The sequence below is a fragment of the Streptomyces sp. NPDC006544 genome (genome assembly GCF_040611715.1).
Taxonomy (GTDB): Bacteria; Actinomycetota; Actinomycetes; order Streptomycetales; family Streptomycetaceae; genus Streptomyces.
Genome location: NZ_JBEXOV010000016.1, coordinates 1 through 14,231, shown reverse-complemented (window position 1 = coordinate 14,231; position 14,231 = coordinate 1). Strand labels below are relative to the sequence as shown.

The following is a 14,231-nucleotide window of genomic DNA, read 5'->3' as shown; positions in this document are numbered from 1 at the left end:
GCTCTGGCGTGGCCCCGGGACCCGTGGGGTCCGGGCGGTTAGTGTGGAGGCCTGAGCGCTACCTACCGCCCGGGGGCCCGATGAAGATCCTCATCTCCGCCGACATGGAAGGCGCCACCGGCGTCACCTGGCCCGCCGACGTGCTGCCCGGGACGCCGCAGTGGGAACGCTGCCGGACGATGTTCACCTCCGACGTGAACGCCGCCGTACTCGGCTTCTACGACGGCGGCGCCGACCAGGTCCTCGTCAACGAGGCCCACTGGACCATGCGCAACCTGCTGCTGGAGCATCTCGACGAGCGCGTCGAGATGCTCACCGGCCGGCACAAGTCCCTCTCCATGGTCGAAGGCGTCCAGCACGGAGACGTCGACGGCATCGCCTTCGTCGGCTACCACACGGGCGCCGGCGCGGAAGGGGTCCTCGCCCACACCTACCTCGCCAACTCCATCACCGGGGTCTGGCTGAACGGGACCCGGGCGAGCGAGGGAGTCCTCAACGCCCACGTGGTCGCCGAGTACGGGGTCCCGGTCGTCCTCGTCACCGGAGACGACCTGACCTGCGTCGACGCCACAGGCTACGCCCCGCACGCGATGACCGTCGCCGTCAAGGACCACGTCTCGCGCTACGCCGCCGTGTGCCGCACCCCCGCCCGGACGGCCGCGGACATCCGGGCCGCCGCCACGGCCGCCACGCGGCTCGCGGTCCGCCACGAGCCGTTGCGCGCCGGGCCGTTCACGCTGGAGGTGGAGTTCGACGCCGCACACCTGGCGATGGCCGCCACGGTGGTTCCCGGCGTCACCCCGTCGGGCGAGCGCAAGGTCGCGTACACCAGCGCGACGATGTACGAGGGGATCCGGACCTTCAAGGCGGTCACGACGATCGTCTCGGCAGCGGTGGAGGAACAGTATGGATGACATGTCCGACCCCAGTCCCGGCGCGGTCCTGGAGTCCCCGGTCGACCCGACGGCGCTCGAGGAGGTCGTCGAGTTCACCTCCGGGCTGATCCGGATCGACACCACCAACCGGGGCGGCGGCGACTGCCGGGAGCGGCCCGCCGCCGAGTACGTCGCCGAACGGCTGGCGGCCGCCGGCCTGGAACCGGAGCTGCTGGAGCGGACGCCGGGCCGCACCAACGTGGTGGCCCGGATCGCGGGCACCGACCCCGCCGCACCCGCCCTCCTGGTCCACGGCCACCTCGACGTGGTCCCCGCCGAGGCGGCCGACTGGACCGTGCACCCCTTCTCGGGCGAGATCCGGGACGGCGTGGTCTGGGGCCGCGGCGCCGTCGACATGAAGAACACGGACGCGATGGTGCTGGCCGTCGTACGGGCCTGGGCGCGGGCCGGCGTGCGACCGCGCCGGGACATCGTCATCGCCTACACCGCCGACGAGGAGGACAGCGCGGTCGACGGGGCCGGCTTCCTCGCCGACCACCATCCGCACCTCTTCGAAGGCTGTACCGAAGGCATCGGCGAGTCCGGAGCCTTCACCGTGCACACGGGGCCGGACCGGTCCCTCTACCCCATCGCCGCCGGTGAACGCGGCACCGCCTGGCTGAAGTTGACGGCGACCGGCACCGCCGGACACGGCTCCAAGCCCAACCGGGCCAACGCCGTCAGCCGGCTCGCGGCCGCCGTGGCCCGGATCGGCGAGCACCGGTGGCCGGTCCGCCTCACCGACACCGTCGCCGCCTGCATCACCGAACTGGCCGCCCTCCAGGGGATGTCGGTGGACCCCCGCGCTCCCGGCTTCGACCTCGACGCGGTCCTGCGCTCGCTCGGCCCGGCGGCCGCCCTCGTCGAGGCGACCGTCCGCAACAGCGCCAACCCGACCATGCTCAGCGCCGGTTACAAGCTCAACGTCGTCCCCGGAACCGCCACCGCACATGTGGACGGTCGCATCCTGCCCGGCGGCGAGGAGGAGTTCACCGCCACCCTCGACGCGCTCACCGGCCCCGACGTGCGGTGGGAGTTCCGCCACCGCGAGGTGGCCCTCGAAGCCCCCGTGGACGGGCGGACGTACGCGATCCTGCGCGAGTCCGTCGAGAGGTTCGACCCGGACGGGCACGTGGTCCCCTTCTGCATGGCGGGCGGCACCGACGCCAAGCAGTTCTCCCGCCTCGGCATCACCGGATACGGGTTCTCCCCGCTCAGACTGCCGCCCGGCTTCGACTACTGGTCCCTCTTCCACGGCGTGGACGAGCGGGTCCCCGTCGACGCCCTGCACTTCGGCGTCCGCGTCCTCGACCACGCGCTGCGCACCCTGTGATGGAGGTCCGGACGGCCCCCTACGGCAGCTGGCCCTCGCCCATCGACGCCGCGCTCGCCGCTTCCCTCGACGGGCGGCCCGAGTACGTGGGCGCGGTCGGCCCCGAGGTGTGGTGGACCGAGCCCCGGCCCGCCGAAGGCGGCCGCCGCACCCTGGTCCGCCGGCCGGCGGACGGCGGACCCGTCACCTCCGTGCTGCCCGCGCCCTGGAACGTCCGCAGCCGGGTCACCGAGTACGGCGGCCTGCCCTGGGCGGGCAGCGGCCGGCCGGCCGGGGGACCGCTGGTGGTGTTCGTCCACTTCGCGGACCAGCGGCTGTACGCCTACGAGCCGGACGCGCCTGAGGGGGCGGCCCGGCAGGGCGGACCGGAGGGCCACGGCGGACCGGGCCGCCCGGTCCCCCGGCCGCTGACGCCCGTCTCGGCGGTCGGCGGCGGGCTGCGCTGGGCCGACCCGGTGCTGCGCGGCGACGAAGTCTGGTGCGTGCTAGAGGAGTTCACCGGCCCCGCACCGACCGATGTGCGCCGCGTCCTGGCCGCCGTACCCCTGGACGGGTCCGCCGCCGAGGACCGGTCGCGGGTGCGGGAGCTGACCGACGACCGGTACCGCTTCACCACCGGCCCCCGGCTCTCCCCGGACGGACGGCAGGCGGCCTGGCTGGTGTGGGACCACCCGCGGATGCCGTGGGACGGAACGGAGCTCAGGCTCGCCGACGTCACCGAGGACGGCCTGCTCGTGCGGCCGCGGACCGTACTCGGTGGACCCGACGAGGCCGTCGCGCAGGTCGAGTGGACCTCCGAGGGGAACCTCCTCGCCGTGAGCGACCGGGGTGGCTGGTGGAACCCGTACCAGGTGGACCCGCGGACCGGCTGGGCCGTCAACCTGTGCCCCCGGGAAGAGGAGTTCGGCGGGCCGCTCTGGAAGCCCGGACTGCGGTGGATCGCCGCGCTCCCCGGGGACGCCTCGCGGGCCGGCGGGTCCGGCGGGTCCGGGGGGTCCGGGGGAGGGCTCGTCGCCGTCCTGCACGGCCAGGGCTCCTCGGTGCTCGGCGTGCTCGACCCGGAGAGCGGGGACCTGGTGGACGCCGCCGGGCCGTGGACGGCCTGGCAGCCCACGCTCGCCGTCATCGGCAGCCGGGTCTACGGGGTCGCGGCCAGCCCCCGCAGCGCCTACGAGGTGGTGGAACTCGACACGGTCACCGGACACGCCCGGCCGGTGGGCGGCCGCGGCCCCTCGGGGGAGGCCGGGACGGATCGTGCGGACGGGACGGATCGTGCGGACGGCGCGAGCCGGACGGACCGCGTCGAGCGGGCCGACCCGGCCTACTACCCCGAGCCGCAGAGCAGGACCTTCCAGGGTCAGGGCGGCCGCCTGATCCACGCCCACGTCTACCCGCCGCACCACCCCGTCCTGCGGGCACGGGCCGACGAGCTCCCCCCGTACGTGGTGTGGGCGCACGGCGGTCCCACCGACCACGTGCCCCCCGTACTCGACCTGAACATCGCCTACTTCACCTCGCGCGGCATCGGCGTCGTGGAGGTCAACTACGGCGGCTCCACCGGCTACGGACGCGCCTACCGGGAGCGGCTCCGCGAACAGTGGGGCGTCGTCGACGTCGAGGACTGCGCGGCCGTGGCGCGCGGACTGGCCGCCGAGGGCACCGCCGACCGGGACCGGCTCGCGATCCGCGGCGCCAGCGCCGGCGGCTGGACGGCGGCGGCCTCACTGGCCGCCACCGACCTCTACGCCTGCGCCGCGGTCATCTACCCGGTGCTGGAACTGCTCGGCTTCGCCGAGGAGACCCACGACCTGGAGTCCCGCTACGTCGACGGCCTCGCCGGACCGCCGCAGACCCTGGCGCTGCGCAGCCGTGAGCGCTCCCCGGTGGCCCGCGCCGACCGCATCACCGCCCCGTTCGTCCTGCTCCAGGGCCTGGACGACCCGGTCTGCCCGCCGGCGCAGGCGCAGCGGCTGCTCGCCGCGATGCGCGGCCGGTCGGTACCGCACGCCTACGTGGCCTTCGAGGGAGAGGGGCACGGCTTCCGGCGCGCGGACACCATGGTCCGGGCGCTGGAAGCGGAGCTGTCGCTGTACGCCCAGGTGTTCGGGTTCGAGCGTACCGACGTGCCGCTGCTCCCCCTGGAGCCGTGACCGCTCAGCCGGTGTGGACCCAGACGCGGAGCGGGCCGATGGCGGCGAAGCCCTGGCGCAGCGCCGTGTCGAGGTCGTCGCCGGACTCGTAGCCGACGACCGTGAGGCCGGGCCAGAGCGAGGAGACCAGGGCCAGCGCGCCCGCCCACGCCTCCTCGTCCGGGGTCCCGTCGACGGAGAACACGTTGGAGACGCCGACGACCTCCCCGGTGCGGTTGACGGCGGCCCCGGCGAGGATCCGTCCCTCGGCGTCACGGCCCGCGAGGAAGACGATGTCCCCGTCGTGGTCGGTCAGGAGGCCCGGGTGGAACAGGCCGGTGCTCTTCTCGCCGTCCCAGGCCCTCTCCCACGCGTCCAGCTCGGCGGGACCGGCCACGGGCGCCCACTCCAGGACCGGGGCCGCGGAGGGAGCGCCCGCCGGGCGGTGGATCCACTGGGCGCCGAAGAGCACCTCGAAGCCGGCCGGAGCCAGATCGAGCGCGGCGAAGCTGTCCTTGACCGAGGCGCCCGGCGAGGCGGTGTCCATCCCGCCGACGAGCGCGGCCGCGTCGGTGTCCCTGGTGAGGGTCACGGCGTCCGGGTAGTAGAGCGGGGTCCGGCGCGCGCTGACCCACGCCTCTGCGGTGAACTCGCCGTCGCGGCTGACCGCGGCGCACCACGCGGCGTTGTTGTGCGCGGCCGCGAGGAGGAGTTCTTCGATGTTCGGGGTGATGATCACCCGGGGATCCTGCCACAGGTCCTAGCCTGGGGCGATGTCTTATCCCACGTACCTCGCGGAAGGGGAGAGGGTCGGACTGCGCCCCTTCCGGACCGCCGACGGACCCGAGTTCACCGCCCGGGTCCACGAGAGCCGCGCCCTGCACCGGCCGTGGCTGTTCCCGCCCGCCACGATCCAGGAGTACGAGCCCTACGCGGCCCGGCTCGCACAGGAGGCCGACGGCCGCCGGGCCGGGTTCCTGGTCTGCGAGCGCAACAGCGGGGCCATCGCCGGGTTCGTCAACGTCAACGACATCGTGCGCGGCGCCTTCCGGTGCGGAACCCTCGGGTACGGGGCCTTCGCGCACGCGGCGGGGCGCGGGCTGCTCGGCGAGGGACTCGATCTGGTCATCGGCCACGCCTTCGCCGCGGACGGGCTGGACCTGCACCGGCTCGAGGCCAACATCCAGCCCGCGAACACCTCCTCGAGCGCCCTCGTACGCGGGCGCGGTTTCCGCCTCGAGGGGCTCTCGCCCGACTTCCTCCACGTCGACGGGGCCTGGCGGGACCACGAACGCTGGGCGATCACGGCCGAAATGCCTCGTCCCGGGGCCCGGCATCGCACAGGATGAGACCATGCGAACCCTCGTGCTCCTCGACGCGCCGTCCAACCTCGGGCTCCGGCCGCCCGCACCGGGCTCCGTACCGGGCGTCTACAAACTGGCCGGCGCCCTGCGGGAACAGGGCCTCCTCGCCCGGCTCGGTGCGCGCGAGGGCGGAGTCGTCGTCCCGCCGCGCTACGACCCGGGCCACTGGAAGGAGGGGGCGGGCGCGTTCCACGCCGGACCCCTCGCCGCGTACACCGCCGCCCTCGCCGACCGCATCGAACGCCACCTGAGGGACGGGGAGTTCCCCGTCGTACTCGGAGGCGACTGCTCCGTCCAGCTGGGCGCCGCGCTCGCCATGCGCCGCCTCGGGCGCTACGGGATCGCCGCGATCGACGGCTCCGCCGCCTTCCGCCACCCCGGCAACGAAGCCGTCAACGGGCCCGCAGGGGCGGTCGGCGGCGAGGGACTGGCCCTCGCCACGGGGCGCGGCCAGGCCGCTCTGGCGAATATGGAGGGGCTCGCACCGTACGTGCGCGACGAGGACGTACGGCTCTTCGGCCTGCGCGACGGGGACCGGGACCTCGTCGAGCTGCGCGCCGCCGGGATCTTCGCCGCGACCGTCGGCGCGATCCGCGACCGGGGCGCCGGGCCGGTGGCCCGCACCGCCCTGACCGGGCTGCAGCCACCGGCCACCGCCGGATTCTGGGTCCACCTGGACGCCGACGCCCTGGACCCGTCGGTGATGCCGGCCGTCGACAGTCCGGACCCCGGTGGGCTGATCCCGGACGAACTCGCCGAACTGCTGGGCGTCTTGCTGAGCTCGCCGCGCTGCGTGGGCCTCGACATCACCACCTACGACCCGGATCTGGACCCGGAGGGGCGGGCGGGAGCCCTGCTCGCGGATCTGGTGGCCGGGGCGTTCGCGTAGGAGCGCTCTGCCGGGGCTGGTACGCGGGGCGGGTGATGCGCGGGCGGGGTGGCGCGCGGGGTGGACCGGGAGCGGGATCGCGCCCGACCCGGCGCCCCCCGGGTGGTCGCCCGGACCGGGCTTCTCCTCCCACCCCCGGCAGCGCCCCGCCTCAGAGGCCGATCGCGCCGTCGATGCGCTCGCGCAGGAGGTCCGCGTGGCCGTTGTGCCGGGCGTACTCCTCGATCATGTGGATCAGCACCCAGCGCAGCGAGACCTCGCCCCGCCACGCGTCCTTGCCGGACACCTCCAGGTCGGGCGCCCGCGCCGTGAACGACTGCGCGAACTCCACCTCCGTCCGCCAGGCCTCCCACGACCGGGCGACCACCTCGGGCGCGGACACCGCACCGTCGAAGTCTCCGTCGGGGTCGGCGGCGGACGAGAACAGGGCCGGCGCCTCCTGCCCTGCCAGCACCTGCCGGAACCAGCGGCGCTCCACGTCCGCGAGGTGCCGGACCAGCCCCAGCAGCGACAGCGTGGACGGCGGCACCGACCGCTCGGCCAACTCCCGCTCCACACCCGCGCACTTGAGCCTCAGCGTCGCGCGCTGGGCGTCCAGCATGCCGGTGAGCATGTGCCGCTCGTCGCCCGTCGCAGGTCCGGTGAACCGGCTCGCGGACCCGTCCCCTTCGAAGAACTCGCCTCTTCTGCTCACGCTGTTCATGGCCTCCATGCCCTCCATGGTCGGCCACCGGCCCGCGCCACGACGGGCTTTGCGTAATCCTGACCGGTGGTGATCCGCCGAATCCCTGTGCACCGGCCGCCGTGGCGTGTTCCCTTTCTCCATGGCCACCACCGTCAGCCGCTCCGTACTGACCCTGCCCGCAGCCCCGTTGGGACCCGAGAACCCGCTGCCCGCCCTCCGCGCGCCGGACGGCGTGCACGTGCTCGACGCGCGTTCGCGCGCGGGCCTGCCGCGCGACATGGCCCGTCAGATCGGGTACGAGCCCCTGCGCTCGCTGCTGCCCGTCCGGATCCGGGACGGGTACCGGCGGGAGCGGTCGGAGCGGGACTTCGAGACCGTCGTCATCGAGAACGAGCACCTGCGCGTCACCGTCCTGCCCGGACTCGGCGGCCGGATCCACTCGCTCGTCCACGTCCCCACCGGACGCGAACTGCTCTACCGCAACCCGGTGTTCCAGCCCGCGAACTTCGCCCTCAACGGCGCCTGGTTCTCGGGTGGCATCGAGTGGAACCTCGGCGCCACCGGCCACACCACCCTGTCCTGCGCCCCGCTGCACGCGGCCCTCGTACCGGCGCCCGACGGGGGAGCGATGGTGCGGCTGTGGGAGTGGGAGCGGCTGCGCGACCTGCCGTTCCAGGTGGACCTCTGGCTGCCCGAGGACTCGGAGTTCCTCTACGTCGGCGTCCGCGTGCGCAATCCGCACGAGCGCCCCGCGCCCGTGTACTGGTGGTCCAACATCGCCGTACCCGAAGGCCCGCGCACGCGCGTCCTGGCTCCGGCCGACGAGGCCTGGCACTTCGGGTACGAGCGGTCCCTGCGGACCGTCCCCGTGCCCGCCTGGGAGGGCGCGGACCGCACGTACCCGCTGAACAGCACCTACCCGGCCGACTTCTTCTACGAGGTCCAGGAGGGGCACAGGCCCTGGATCGCCTCCCTCGACGCGGACGGGCAGGGCCTCGTACAGACGTCGACGGCCAGGCTGCGCGGCCGCAAGCTCTTCGTCTGGGGTGCGGGCGAGGGCGGCAGGCGCTGGCAGGAGTGGCTGACCGAGCCGGGCACGGGCGGGTACGCGGAGATCCAGGCCGGGCTGGCCCGGACCCAGCTGGAGCACGTACGGCTGGAGGCCGGGTCGGAGTGCAGCTGGCTGGAGGCCTACGGGGCGCTGTCCGCGGATCCGGCGGCCGTGCACGGCGAGGACTGGGCGGCGGCGCGCGGCGCGGCAGGGACGGCGCTGGAGTCGGCGCTGCCCGGGGCGGCCGTGGACGCGGCCTACGAGGCGTGGCGCGCGTGCGCCGACACCGAGCCGGGGGAGCGGCTGGCGGCCGGCTCCGGCTGGGGCGCGCTGGAGGTGGTGTGCGGGGGCCACGAGCTGCCCGGTACCCCGTTCGCCGAGGACACGCTCGGCGAGGAGCAGGAACCCTGGCTGGAGCTGTGGCGCACCGGGGTCTTCCCCCCTCCGCGCCGGGTGGCGCCGCCCGGCCCGAGCCTGGTCGCCCCGCACTGGCGGGACATGCTGGAGACGGCGCGGGCGGACCCGCTGACCGAGTACCACCTCGGGGTCGCGCAGTGGCACGCGGGGGACATCGCCCAGGCGGTGCGCAGCTGGGAGCGCGGGCTGGCGCTGGCGCCCTCGCAGTGGCCGCTGCTGAGGTGCATGGCGGTGGCGGACGGCATGGCCGGGGATCCCGAGCGGGCGGCCCGCCGGTACGCCGAGGCCTTCGAGGACCTGGTCCAGGAGAGCCGGGGCGGGGCGGGCTGGCTGGCCGCCGAGTCGGCGCTGGGCCGCGAGGCGATGGAGGCCCTCCTGGCGGCCGGCCACCCGGCGCGGGCCCGCTCGGTCTGGGACCGGCTCCGGCCCGCCCTGCGCGACGAGGGCCGCTTCCGCCTGGCGGCGGCCCGGCTGCTGGCGGCGGAGGGCCATGTCGTGGCGGCCCGACGGGTCTTCGAGGAGGGCTTCGAGCTGGCCGACCTCCGGGAGGGCGAGGAGATCCTCTCGGAGGTCTGGTCAGCCCTGACGAACCGCCCACTGCCGGCGCAGTACAACTTCCGGATGCGGCCGCCGGGGGACTAAGGGGCGGCGGCCTCGGTCGGCGGGGCCGGGAGGATGCCGTCCGCGATCAGGCCGGCGAGGACCGCTTCGCCCACGGCCATGACCGCCGTCTGGGGGCGGATCATCACCGTGATCTCGTTGATCAGGCCGCCGGGGGCGAGGTGCAGCATGTCGATGCCGTGCACCTGGCGGCCGTTCACGACCGTGCGGAAGGGCAGGACGGTGGCCGGGCCCTCCGTGCCCTCGGGGCCGGATTCGGCGCTGCCGTCGAAGTGGCCGACGTAGTGGAAGCCCTCGAACGTGCGCAGGAGTACGCGGAAGAGGGCCATGACCGCCGGCTTGCCCTCGAAGGGCTTCGACTTCACCGGGCTGTTGAGCCGGACGTCCTCGGTGAACAGGGCCTCGAGGGCGGCCAGGTCCTGGGCGGCTACGGCGGCGCGGAACCGGTCGGCGGCCGTCGGGTGGGTGGTCGTGCCTGCGCTCGTGTCCCTGCCCGTGTCCCTGCCCGTGTCCGTGCTCATGGCGTCTCCTCGATAGTCACCGATGTGATTAGTCATTTTCTTGACTATCATGGGCCGGGCGTTCGTGAACAGACCCCCGAGGAGGCGGACCGATGGCTTTGCGCCATGCCGTACTGGCGGCGCTGCTCGACGAGGAGCTGAGCGGCTACCAGCTGGCCAAGTCCTTCGACACGGGGGTGGCCAACTTCTGGCACGCCCTGCCGCAGCAGGTCTACGCCGAGCTGGCCAAGCTGGAGGCGGGCGGGCTGATCGCCGGCCGGGAGGTGGTTCAGGACACCCGGCCCAACAAGCGCCTCTTCCAGGTCACCGCCGCCGGGCTGGCCGAGCTGGAACGCTTCACGGCCACCGCCACCAAGCCCTCGGCGATCCGCGACGACCTGCTCGTGAAGGTCCAGGCCGCCGAGATCGTCGACACGCAGGCGCTGATCGCGCAGCTCGCGCAGCGGATCACCTTCGCGCGGGCCAAGGCCGAGCTGTTCGAAGCGCTGCTGCGCAAGATGCGAGGCGAGCGCACCGAGGAGGAGTTCCTGCGCCACGGCGCACGGATCGGCCCCTACCTCACCTGTCTGCGCGGCCTGGAATTCGAGCGGGCCAACGGGGCCTGGTACGAGCGCACCACGAAGATCCTGAGCGAGAGGCGGGCCGACCGTGCCGAGCGATGAACGGCGTGACCCCCTGGGTCCGGGGCGTCACCCCTTGCGTTACGTCGCCCTCGGCGACAGCCAGAGCGAGGGCGTCGGCGACGGGGACGACCGCACCGGGCTGCGCGGGTGCGCCGACCGGCTCGCCGAGCTGATCGCGGTGCACGAGCCCGACGTCCGCTACGCCAATCTCGCCGTGCGGGGCCGGCTCGCGGCGGGGGTGCGCGAGGGGCAGCTCGAGCCCGCCCTCGCGCTCCGTCCCGACCTGGCCACCGTCGTCGCCGGGGTCAACGACGTGCTGCGGCCCGCGTTCGACGCCGACGAGGTCGCCGGGCACCTGGAGGCGATGTTCGCCGCGCTCACCGCTCAGGGCGCGCGCGTCGCCACCGTCACCTTCCCCGACATCGCGAAGCTCGTCCCGCTCGCCAGGGGCGCGGCCCCACGCGTCCACGCGCTCAACGAGCGGATACGGCAGGCGGCCGGACGGCACGGGGTGGCCGTCGCCGACTTCGCCCGGTACGAGGCGTGCACCGACCCCCGGATGTGGAGCGCGGACCGGCTCCACGCGGGGCCGCTCGGCCACGCGATGATCGCCGCCGGCGTCGCGCACGCCCTGGAACTGCCCGGCAGTGACGACGCGTGGACCCGCCCGCTGCCGGGGCCGCCGCCCCTGGCTCCGGCGGGCCTGCGGGGGGCCGCCGCGGAACTGCGGTGGGCCGTCGGGTTCGCCGGGCCCTGGATCGGCCGGCGGCTGCGCGGGCGCTCCTCGGGCGACGGGCGCACCGCGAAGCGGCCCGAACTGCTTCCCGTACGCGGGCCCGTGGGCGGGTAGCCCCGTACGGCCGCGGCCTGCGGGCCGGCAGGTCGCGGCCGTACGGGTCCAGGGGCGGCCGGTGCCGGATCCGGGGCCAGGGCTTCGGCGCGGTGGTTCAGGCGCGGGCGATGATCTCGCCGTGCAGGACCGAGAACCAGGCGTCCGGGGACACCCCCCAGGCGTGCCACGCGTCCGCGATCGCCCTCAGCTCGGGCTCCGTCGCGTGTCCGCCGCCGGTGGCGATGCCGGCGTACGCCGAGTCCGTCGTGCGGTCCGCCCACAGCGCGGACCACCACGCGGCCTCGTCCTCGGTCGCGTAACACCACGAGGTCGCGGTGCAGGTCACCTCCGTGAAGCCCGCCTCGCGGGCCCACGCGCGCAGCCGGCGCCCGGCGTCGGGCTCGCCGCCGTTGGCGCGGGCCACCCGCCGGTACAGGTCCAGCCATTCCTCCAGACCCGGCGTCCGCGGGTACCAGGTCATCGCCGCGTAGTCGGCGTCCCGAGCGGCCACGATCCCGCCCGGCCGGCACACGCGGCGCATCTCGCGCAGCGCCTGGACCGGGTCGCCCACGTGCTGCAGCACCTGGTGGGCGTGGACCACGTCGAAGGAGTCGTCCGGGAAGTCCAGCGCGTGGACGTCGGCCGTGGCGAACCCGATGTTCGCCACGCCCCGCTCCTTCGCGTGCGCGGCGGCCTGCCCGAGCACGTCGCCCGCCGCGTCCACCGCCGTGACCCGGCCGTCCGGCCCCACCAGCTCCGCCAGGTCCGCCGTGATCGTGCCCGGCCCGCAGCCCACGTCCAGGACGTCCATGCCCGGACGCAGCGCGGCGATCAGGTAGGCGGCGGAGTTGCGGGCCGTGCGCCAGCGGTGCGAGCGCAGGACGGACTCGTGGTGCCCGTGGGTGTAGACGGCCGTCTCGTGGGAGGCGTTCATGGCCGTGGCTCCTTCGTCGTCGAAGTGCTGTCGAGGCGTTTGTCTCACCGTAAGGGATCAGTTCGAAATATGAGATATGCGTTTTGGCATGTGGACACGGCCGCCACCTCCCAAGGGAGTTGAGCGGCGGGGTGGCAGGGTCGGTGGCAGAGCGGATCAGGTGCGAGGAGAGTGAGTCCCGGGGAGGGACGACCCCGGTGAAGGACGGTGAGATCGATGCCGGATCCGCTGCTCGAGCGGCATGCCGAAGCACTGGAGCTCTTCGGCGAGCACGTGCACGCCATCTCGGACGCCCAGTGGGACGCGCCGACGCCCTGTAGCGAATGGAGCGTGCGCGACCTCGTCAACCACGTCACCGCCGAGCAGTTGTGGATACCGCCCATGGTCACGGACGGCCGCACCGTCGAGGACATCGGAAGCACCTTCTCCGGAGACGTCCTCGGCACGGACCCGGCCGAGGCCTGGGACCGGGCCTCGGCCGCCGCGCACGTCGCCTTCGAGATACCCGGCGCGCTGGACCGCACCGTCCGGCTCTCCTACGGGCCCGCGCTCGGATCGGCGTACTGCTCGGAGCTGACCGCCGACTGCGTCGTCCACGCCTGGGACCTCGCGCGGGCCATCGGCGCCGACGACCGGCTGCCGGACGGACTCGTCGAGTTCTCCCTCAAGGAGGTCATGCCCTACGCCGGGGGGCTGGCCGCGAGCGGCATGTACGACGCGCCGCTGGAGGTGCCGGCCGGGGCGGACGCGCAGACGCGGCTGCTCGCCCTGGTGGGAAGGAAGGGCTGAGCCGTCGCCGGGGCCGGCCCGTCGTCCGGGCGCCCGATCCCGATAACGGGCGACTGGCGACAAATAATCGTATAAAGACAGGGGTGGCGAGCGCGGGACGGCAGGAAGAGGTGGCGCGCGGTGTCGGGGATCCAGCGCACGACGGCCGAGGGCCGCGGTCCGGTCCGCTACGGTCCGCCCGCCCCGCAGCCCGGCCTGCCCGTACTGCCCGAGCTCACCGCCGTCCTCGCGGCCGCCGCCTGGCGTTCCGCGCCCGAGCCCCCGGGCGGGGGCGTACCCGTACGCTCCGCCGCCGCGCGGCACTGGGGCCGCCGGGGGCTGTTGACCGATCCCGACCAGGTGGCCGCCGGACCCGGCGCGCCCGCCCTGCTGCTCGCACTGCTCGGCGCCTACGGCGGCGACGTGATGCTGCCCCGGCCCTGTCCCGCCTGGTGGACTCCACAGGTCCGACTGCTGGGACGGCGGGCCTATCACGTGCCCACCCCCGCCGAGTGCGGCGGCGTACCGGACCCGTACGCCCTCCTGGAGACCGTGCGCCGGGTGCGCGCCGAGGGGGGCGACCCGCGTGTGCTGCTGCTCTCCGTCGCCGACGACCCGACCGCCACCGTGCCGCCGCCCGAGCTGCTGCGGGAGGCCTGCGAGGCCGCCGCGTCCGCCGGGCTCTTCGTGGTCAGCGACGAGACCTGGCGCGACACCGTCCACCGGCCGGTGCGCGGGCCCGCCGACCCGCCACCTGCCGTCCGGCCCTCGAAGGGCCGTCCGCCCGGCGACGGACAGGGACGCGGACCCGGCGACGGGCCGGGCGGCCGGCCGCAGGACACGGACACGCTCGTCCTCAGCCCCGCCGAGATGCTGCCCGAGGAGGTCGCCGTCCTGCTCGACCTCTCCGGCGCACTGCTGCCCGCCGGCTGGCCCGCCGCCGTCGTCCGCTTCCCCGGCACCCCGCGCGGCACCTGGCTGCGGGCCCGCACCCTGGACGTGCTCACCGCGACCGGCGCGTTCGTCGCCGGCCCGGTCGCCGGGGCCGCCGCGCACGCCCTGGACGAGCCCGGCCCCGTCGCCGGCCGCGCCGTCGCGGCCGCGGCCCTGCACGGGGCGGTGGCCGCGG

Annotated in this window: 14 protein-coding genes; 10 read left to right on the top strand and 4 right to left on the bottom strand. The window is 74.7% G+C overall.

Translation table 11 applies throughout. The features are described from left to right. Nucleotides 1-80: 80 nt before the first annotated feature. The 3 genes from ABZY44_RS10585 to ABZY44_RS10575 are packed head-to-tail and all read left to right on the top strand — an operon-like array spanning nt 81 to nt 4,418. Nucleotides 81-914, top strand: coding sequence for a M55 family metallopeptidase (locus tag ABZY44_RS10585; protein ID WP_356652050.1), 834 nt, complete (start codon nt 81-83; stop codon nt 912-914). 1 nt (nt 915) lies between these two features. Beyond that, a complete protein-coding gene (locus tag ABZY44_RS10580; protein WP_356652048.1) occupies nt 916-2,268 on the top strand; it encodes a M20/M25/M40 family metallo-hydrolase in 1,353 nt (450 codons plus the stop codon). Next, a complete protein-coding gene (locus tag ABZY44_RS10575) occupies nt 2,268-4,418 on the top strand; it encodes a prolyl oligopeptidase family serine peptidase (protein WP_356652046.1) in 2,151 nt (716 codons plus the stop codon). Before ABZY44_RS10580 ends, ABZY44_RS10575 begins: the two co-directional genes overlap by 1 nt. Before the next feature lie 4 nt (nt 4,419-4,422). Here ABZY44_RS10575 and ABZY44_RS10570 read toward each other — a convergent pair whose 3' ends face one another. Beyond that, a complete protein-coding gene (locus tag ABZY44_RS10570; RefSeq protein WP_356652044.1) occupies nt 4,423-5,136 on the bottom strand; it encodes a hypothetical protein in 714 nt (237 codons plus the stop codon). 34 nt (nt 5,137-5,170) lie between these two features. On the opposite strand from ABZY44_RS10570, the gene ABZY44_RS10565 reads away from it, so the two are divergent. Further along, entirely contained in the window at nt 5,171-5,746 is a 576-nt protein-coding gene (locus tag ABZY44_RS10565) for a GNAT family protein (RefSeq protein ID WP_356652042.1), read from the top strand. A 4-nt stretch (nt 5,747-5,750) separates the two neighbouring features. After that, nucleotides 5,751-6,650, top strand: coding sequence for an arginase family protein (locus ABZY44_RS10560; protein ID WP_356652040.1), 900 nt, complete (start codon nt 5,751-5,753; stop codon nt 6,648-6,650). Nucleotides 6,651-6,801: 151 nt separating this feature from the next. Here ABZY44_RS10560 and ABZY44_RS10555 read toward each other — a convergent pair whose 3' ends face one another. Next, complete coding sequence (locus ABZY44_RS10555; protein ID WP_356652198.1) at nt 6,802-7,263, bottom strand: DinB family protein; 462 nt, start codon at nt 7,261-7,263, stop codon at nt 6,802-6,804. 211 nt (nt 7,264-7,474) lie between these two features. Between ABZY44_RS10555 and ABZY44_RS10550 the strand changes: the two genes are divergently transcribed. Then, on the top strand, nt 7,475-9,445 hold the full coding sequence (locus tag ABZY44_RS10550; protein WP_356652038.1) for a DUF5107 domain-containing protein: 1,971 nt from the start codon (nt 7,475-7,477) through the stop codon (nt 9,443-9,445). Here ABZY44_RS10550 and ABZY44_RS10545 read toward each other — a convergent pair. Then, entirely contained in the window at nt 9,442-9,945 is a 504-nt protein-coding gene (locus ABZY44_RS10545) for a nuclear transport factor 2 family protein (protein ID WP_356652036.1), read from the bottom strand. The genes ABZY44_RS10550 and ABZY44_RS10545 overlap by 4 nt on opposite strands. 92 nt (nt 9,946-10,037) lie before the next feature. Here ABZY44_RS10545 and ABZY44_RS10540 point away from each other — a divergent pair, with 92 nt between their 5' ends. Continuing rightward, nucleotides 10,038-10,607, top strand: coding sequence for a PadR family transcriptional regulator (locus ABZY44_RS10540; RefSeq protein WP_356652034.1), 570 nt, complete (start codon nt 10,038-10,040; stop codon nt 10,605-10,607). Nucleotides 10,608-10,641: 34 nt separating this feature from the next. Beyond that, complete coding sequence (locus ABZY44_RS10535) at nt 10,642-11,418, top strand: SGNH/GDSL hydrolase family protein (RefSeq protein ID WP_356652032.1); 777 nt, start codon at nt 10,642-10,644, stop codon at nt 11,416-11,418. Nucleotides 11,419-11,515: 97 nt separating this feature from the next. On the opposite strand, the gene ABZY44_RS10530 is transcribed toward ABZY44_RS10535, so the two are convergent. Further along, nucleotides 11,516-12,334, bottom strand: a complete 819-nt coding sequence (locus tag ABZY44_RS10530) for a methyltransferase domain-containing protein (protein ID WP_356652030.1) — start codon at nt 12,332-12,334, stop codon at nt 11,516-11,518. 216 nt (nt 12,335-12,550) lie between these two features. Here ABZY44_RS10530 and ABZY44_RS10525 point away from each other — a divergent pair, with 216 nt between their 5' ends. Both ABZY44_RS10525 and ABZY44_RS10520 read left to right on the top strand, forming a co-directional pair. Beyond that, complete coding sequence (locus ABZY44_RS10525; protein WP_356652028.1) at nt 12,551-13,123, top strand: TIGR03086 family metal-binding protein; 573 nt, start codon at nt 12,551-12,553, stop codon at nt 13,121-13,123. A gap of 129 nt (nt 13,124-13,252) precedes the next feature. Continuing rightward, a partial coding sequence (locus ABZY44_RS10520) for an aminotransferase class I/II-fold pyridoxal phosphate-dependent enzyme (protein WP_356652196.1) occupies nt 13,253-14,231 on the top strand: 979 nt, incomplete at its 3' end.

Bases quoted from the DNA above. Each gene is read 5' to 3' on its own strand.
- ABZY44_RS10585 (WP_356652050.1), top strand. From the start codon at position 81: ATGAAGATCCTCATCTCCGCCGACATGGAAGGCGCCACCGGCGTCACC.
- ABZY44_RS10580 (WP_356652048.1), top strand. From the start codon at position 916: ATGTCCGACCCCAGTCCCGGCGCGGTCCTGGAGTCCCCGGTCGACCCG.
- ABZY44_RS10575 (WP_356652046.1), top strand. From the start codon at position 2,268: ATGGAGGTCCGGACGGCCCCCTACGGCAGCTGGCCCTCGCCCATCGAC.
- ABZY44_RS10565 (WP_356652042.1), top strand. From the start codon at position 5,171: ATGTCTTATCCCACGTACCTCGCGGAAGGGGAGAGGGTCGGACTGCGC.
- ABZY44_RS10560 (WP_356652040.1), top strand. From the start codon at position 5,751: ATGCGAACCCTCGTGCTCCTCGACGCGCCGTCCAACCTCGGGCTCCGG.
- ABZY44_RS10555 (WP_356652198.1), bottom strand. From the start codon at position 7,263: ATGCTCACCGGCATGCTGGACGCCCAGCGCGCGACGCTGAGGCTCAAG.
- ABZY44_RS10550 (WP_356652038.1), top strand. From the start codon at position 7,475: ATGGCCACCACCGTCAGCCGCTCCGTACTGACCCTGCCCGCAGCCCCG.
- ABZY44_RS10545 (WP_356652036.1), bottom strand. From the start codon at position 9,945: ATGAGCACGGACACGGGCAGGGACACGGGCAGGGACACGAGCGCAGGC.
- ABZY44_RS10540 (WP_356652034.1), top strand. From the start codon at position 10,038: ATGGCTTTGCGCCATGCCGTACTGGCGGCGCTGCTCGACGAGGAGCTG.
- ABZY44_RS10530 (WP_356652030.1), bottom strand. From the start codon at position 12,334: ATGAACGCCTCCCACGAGACGGCCGTCTACACCCACGGGCACCACGAG.
- ABZY44_RS10525 (WP_356652028.1), top strand. From the start codon at position 12,551: ATGCCGGATCCGCTGCTCGAGCGGCATGCCGAAGCACTGGAGCTCTTC.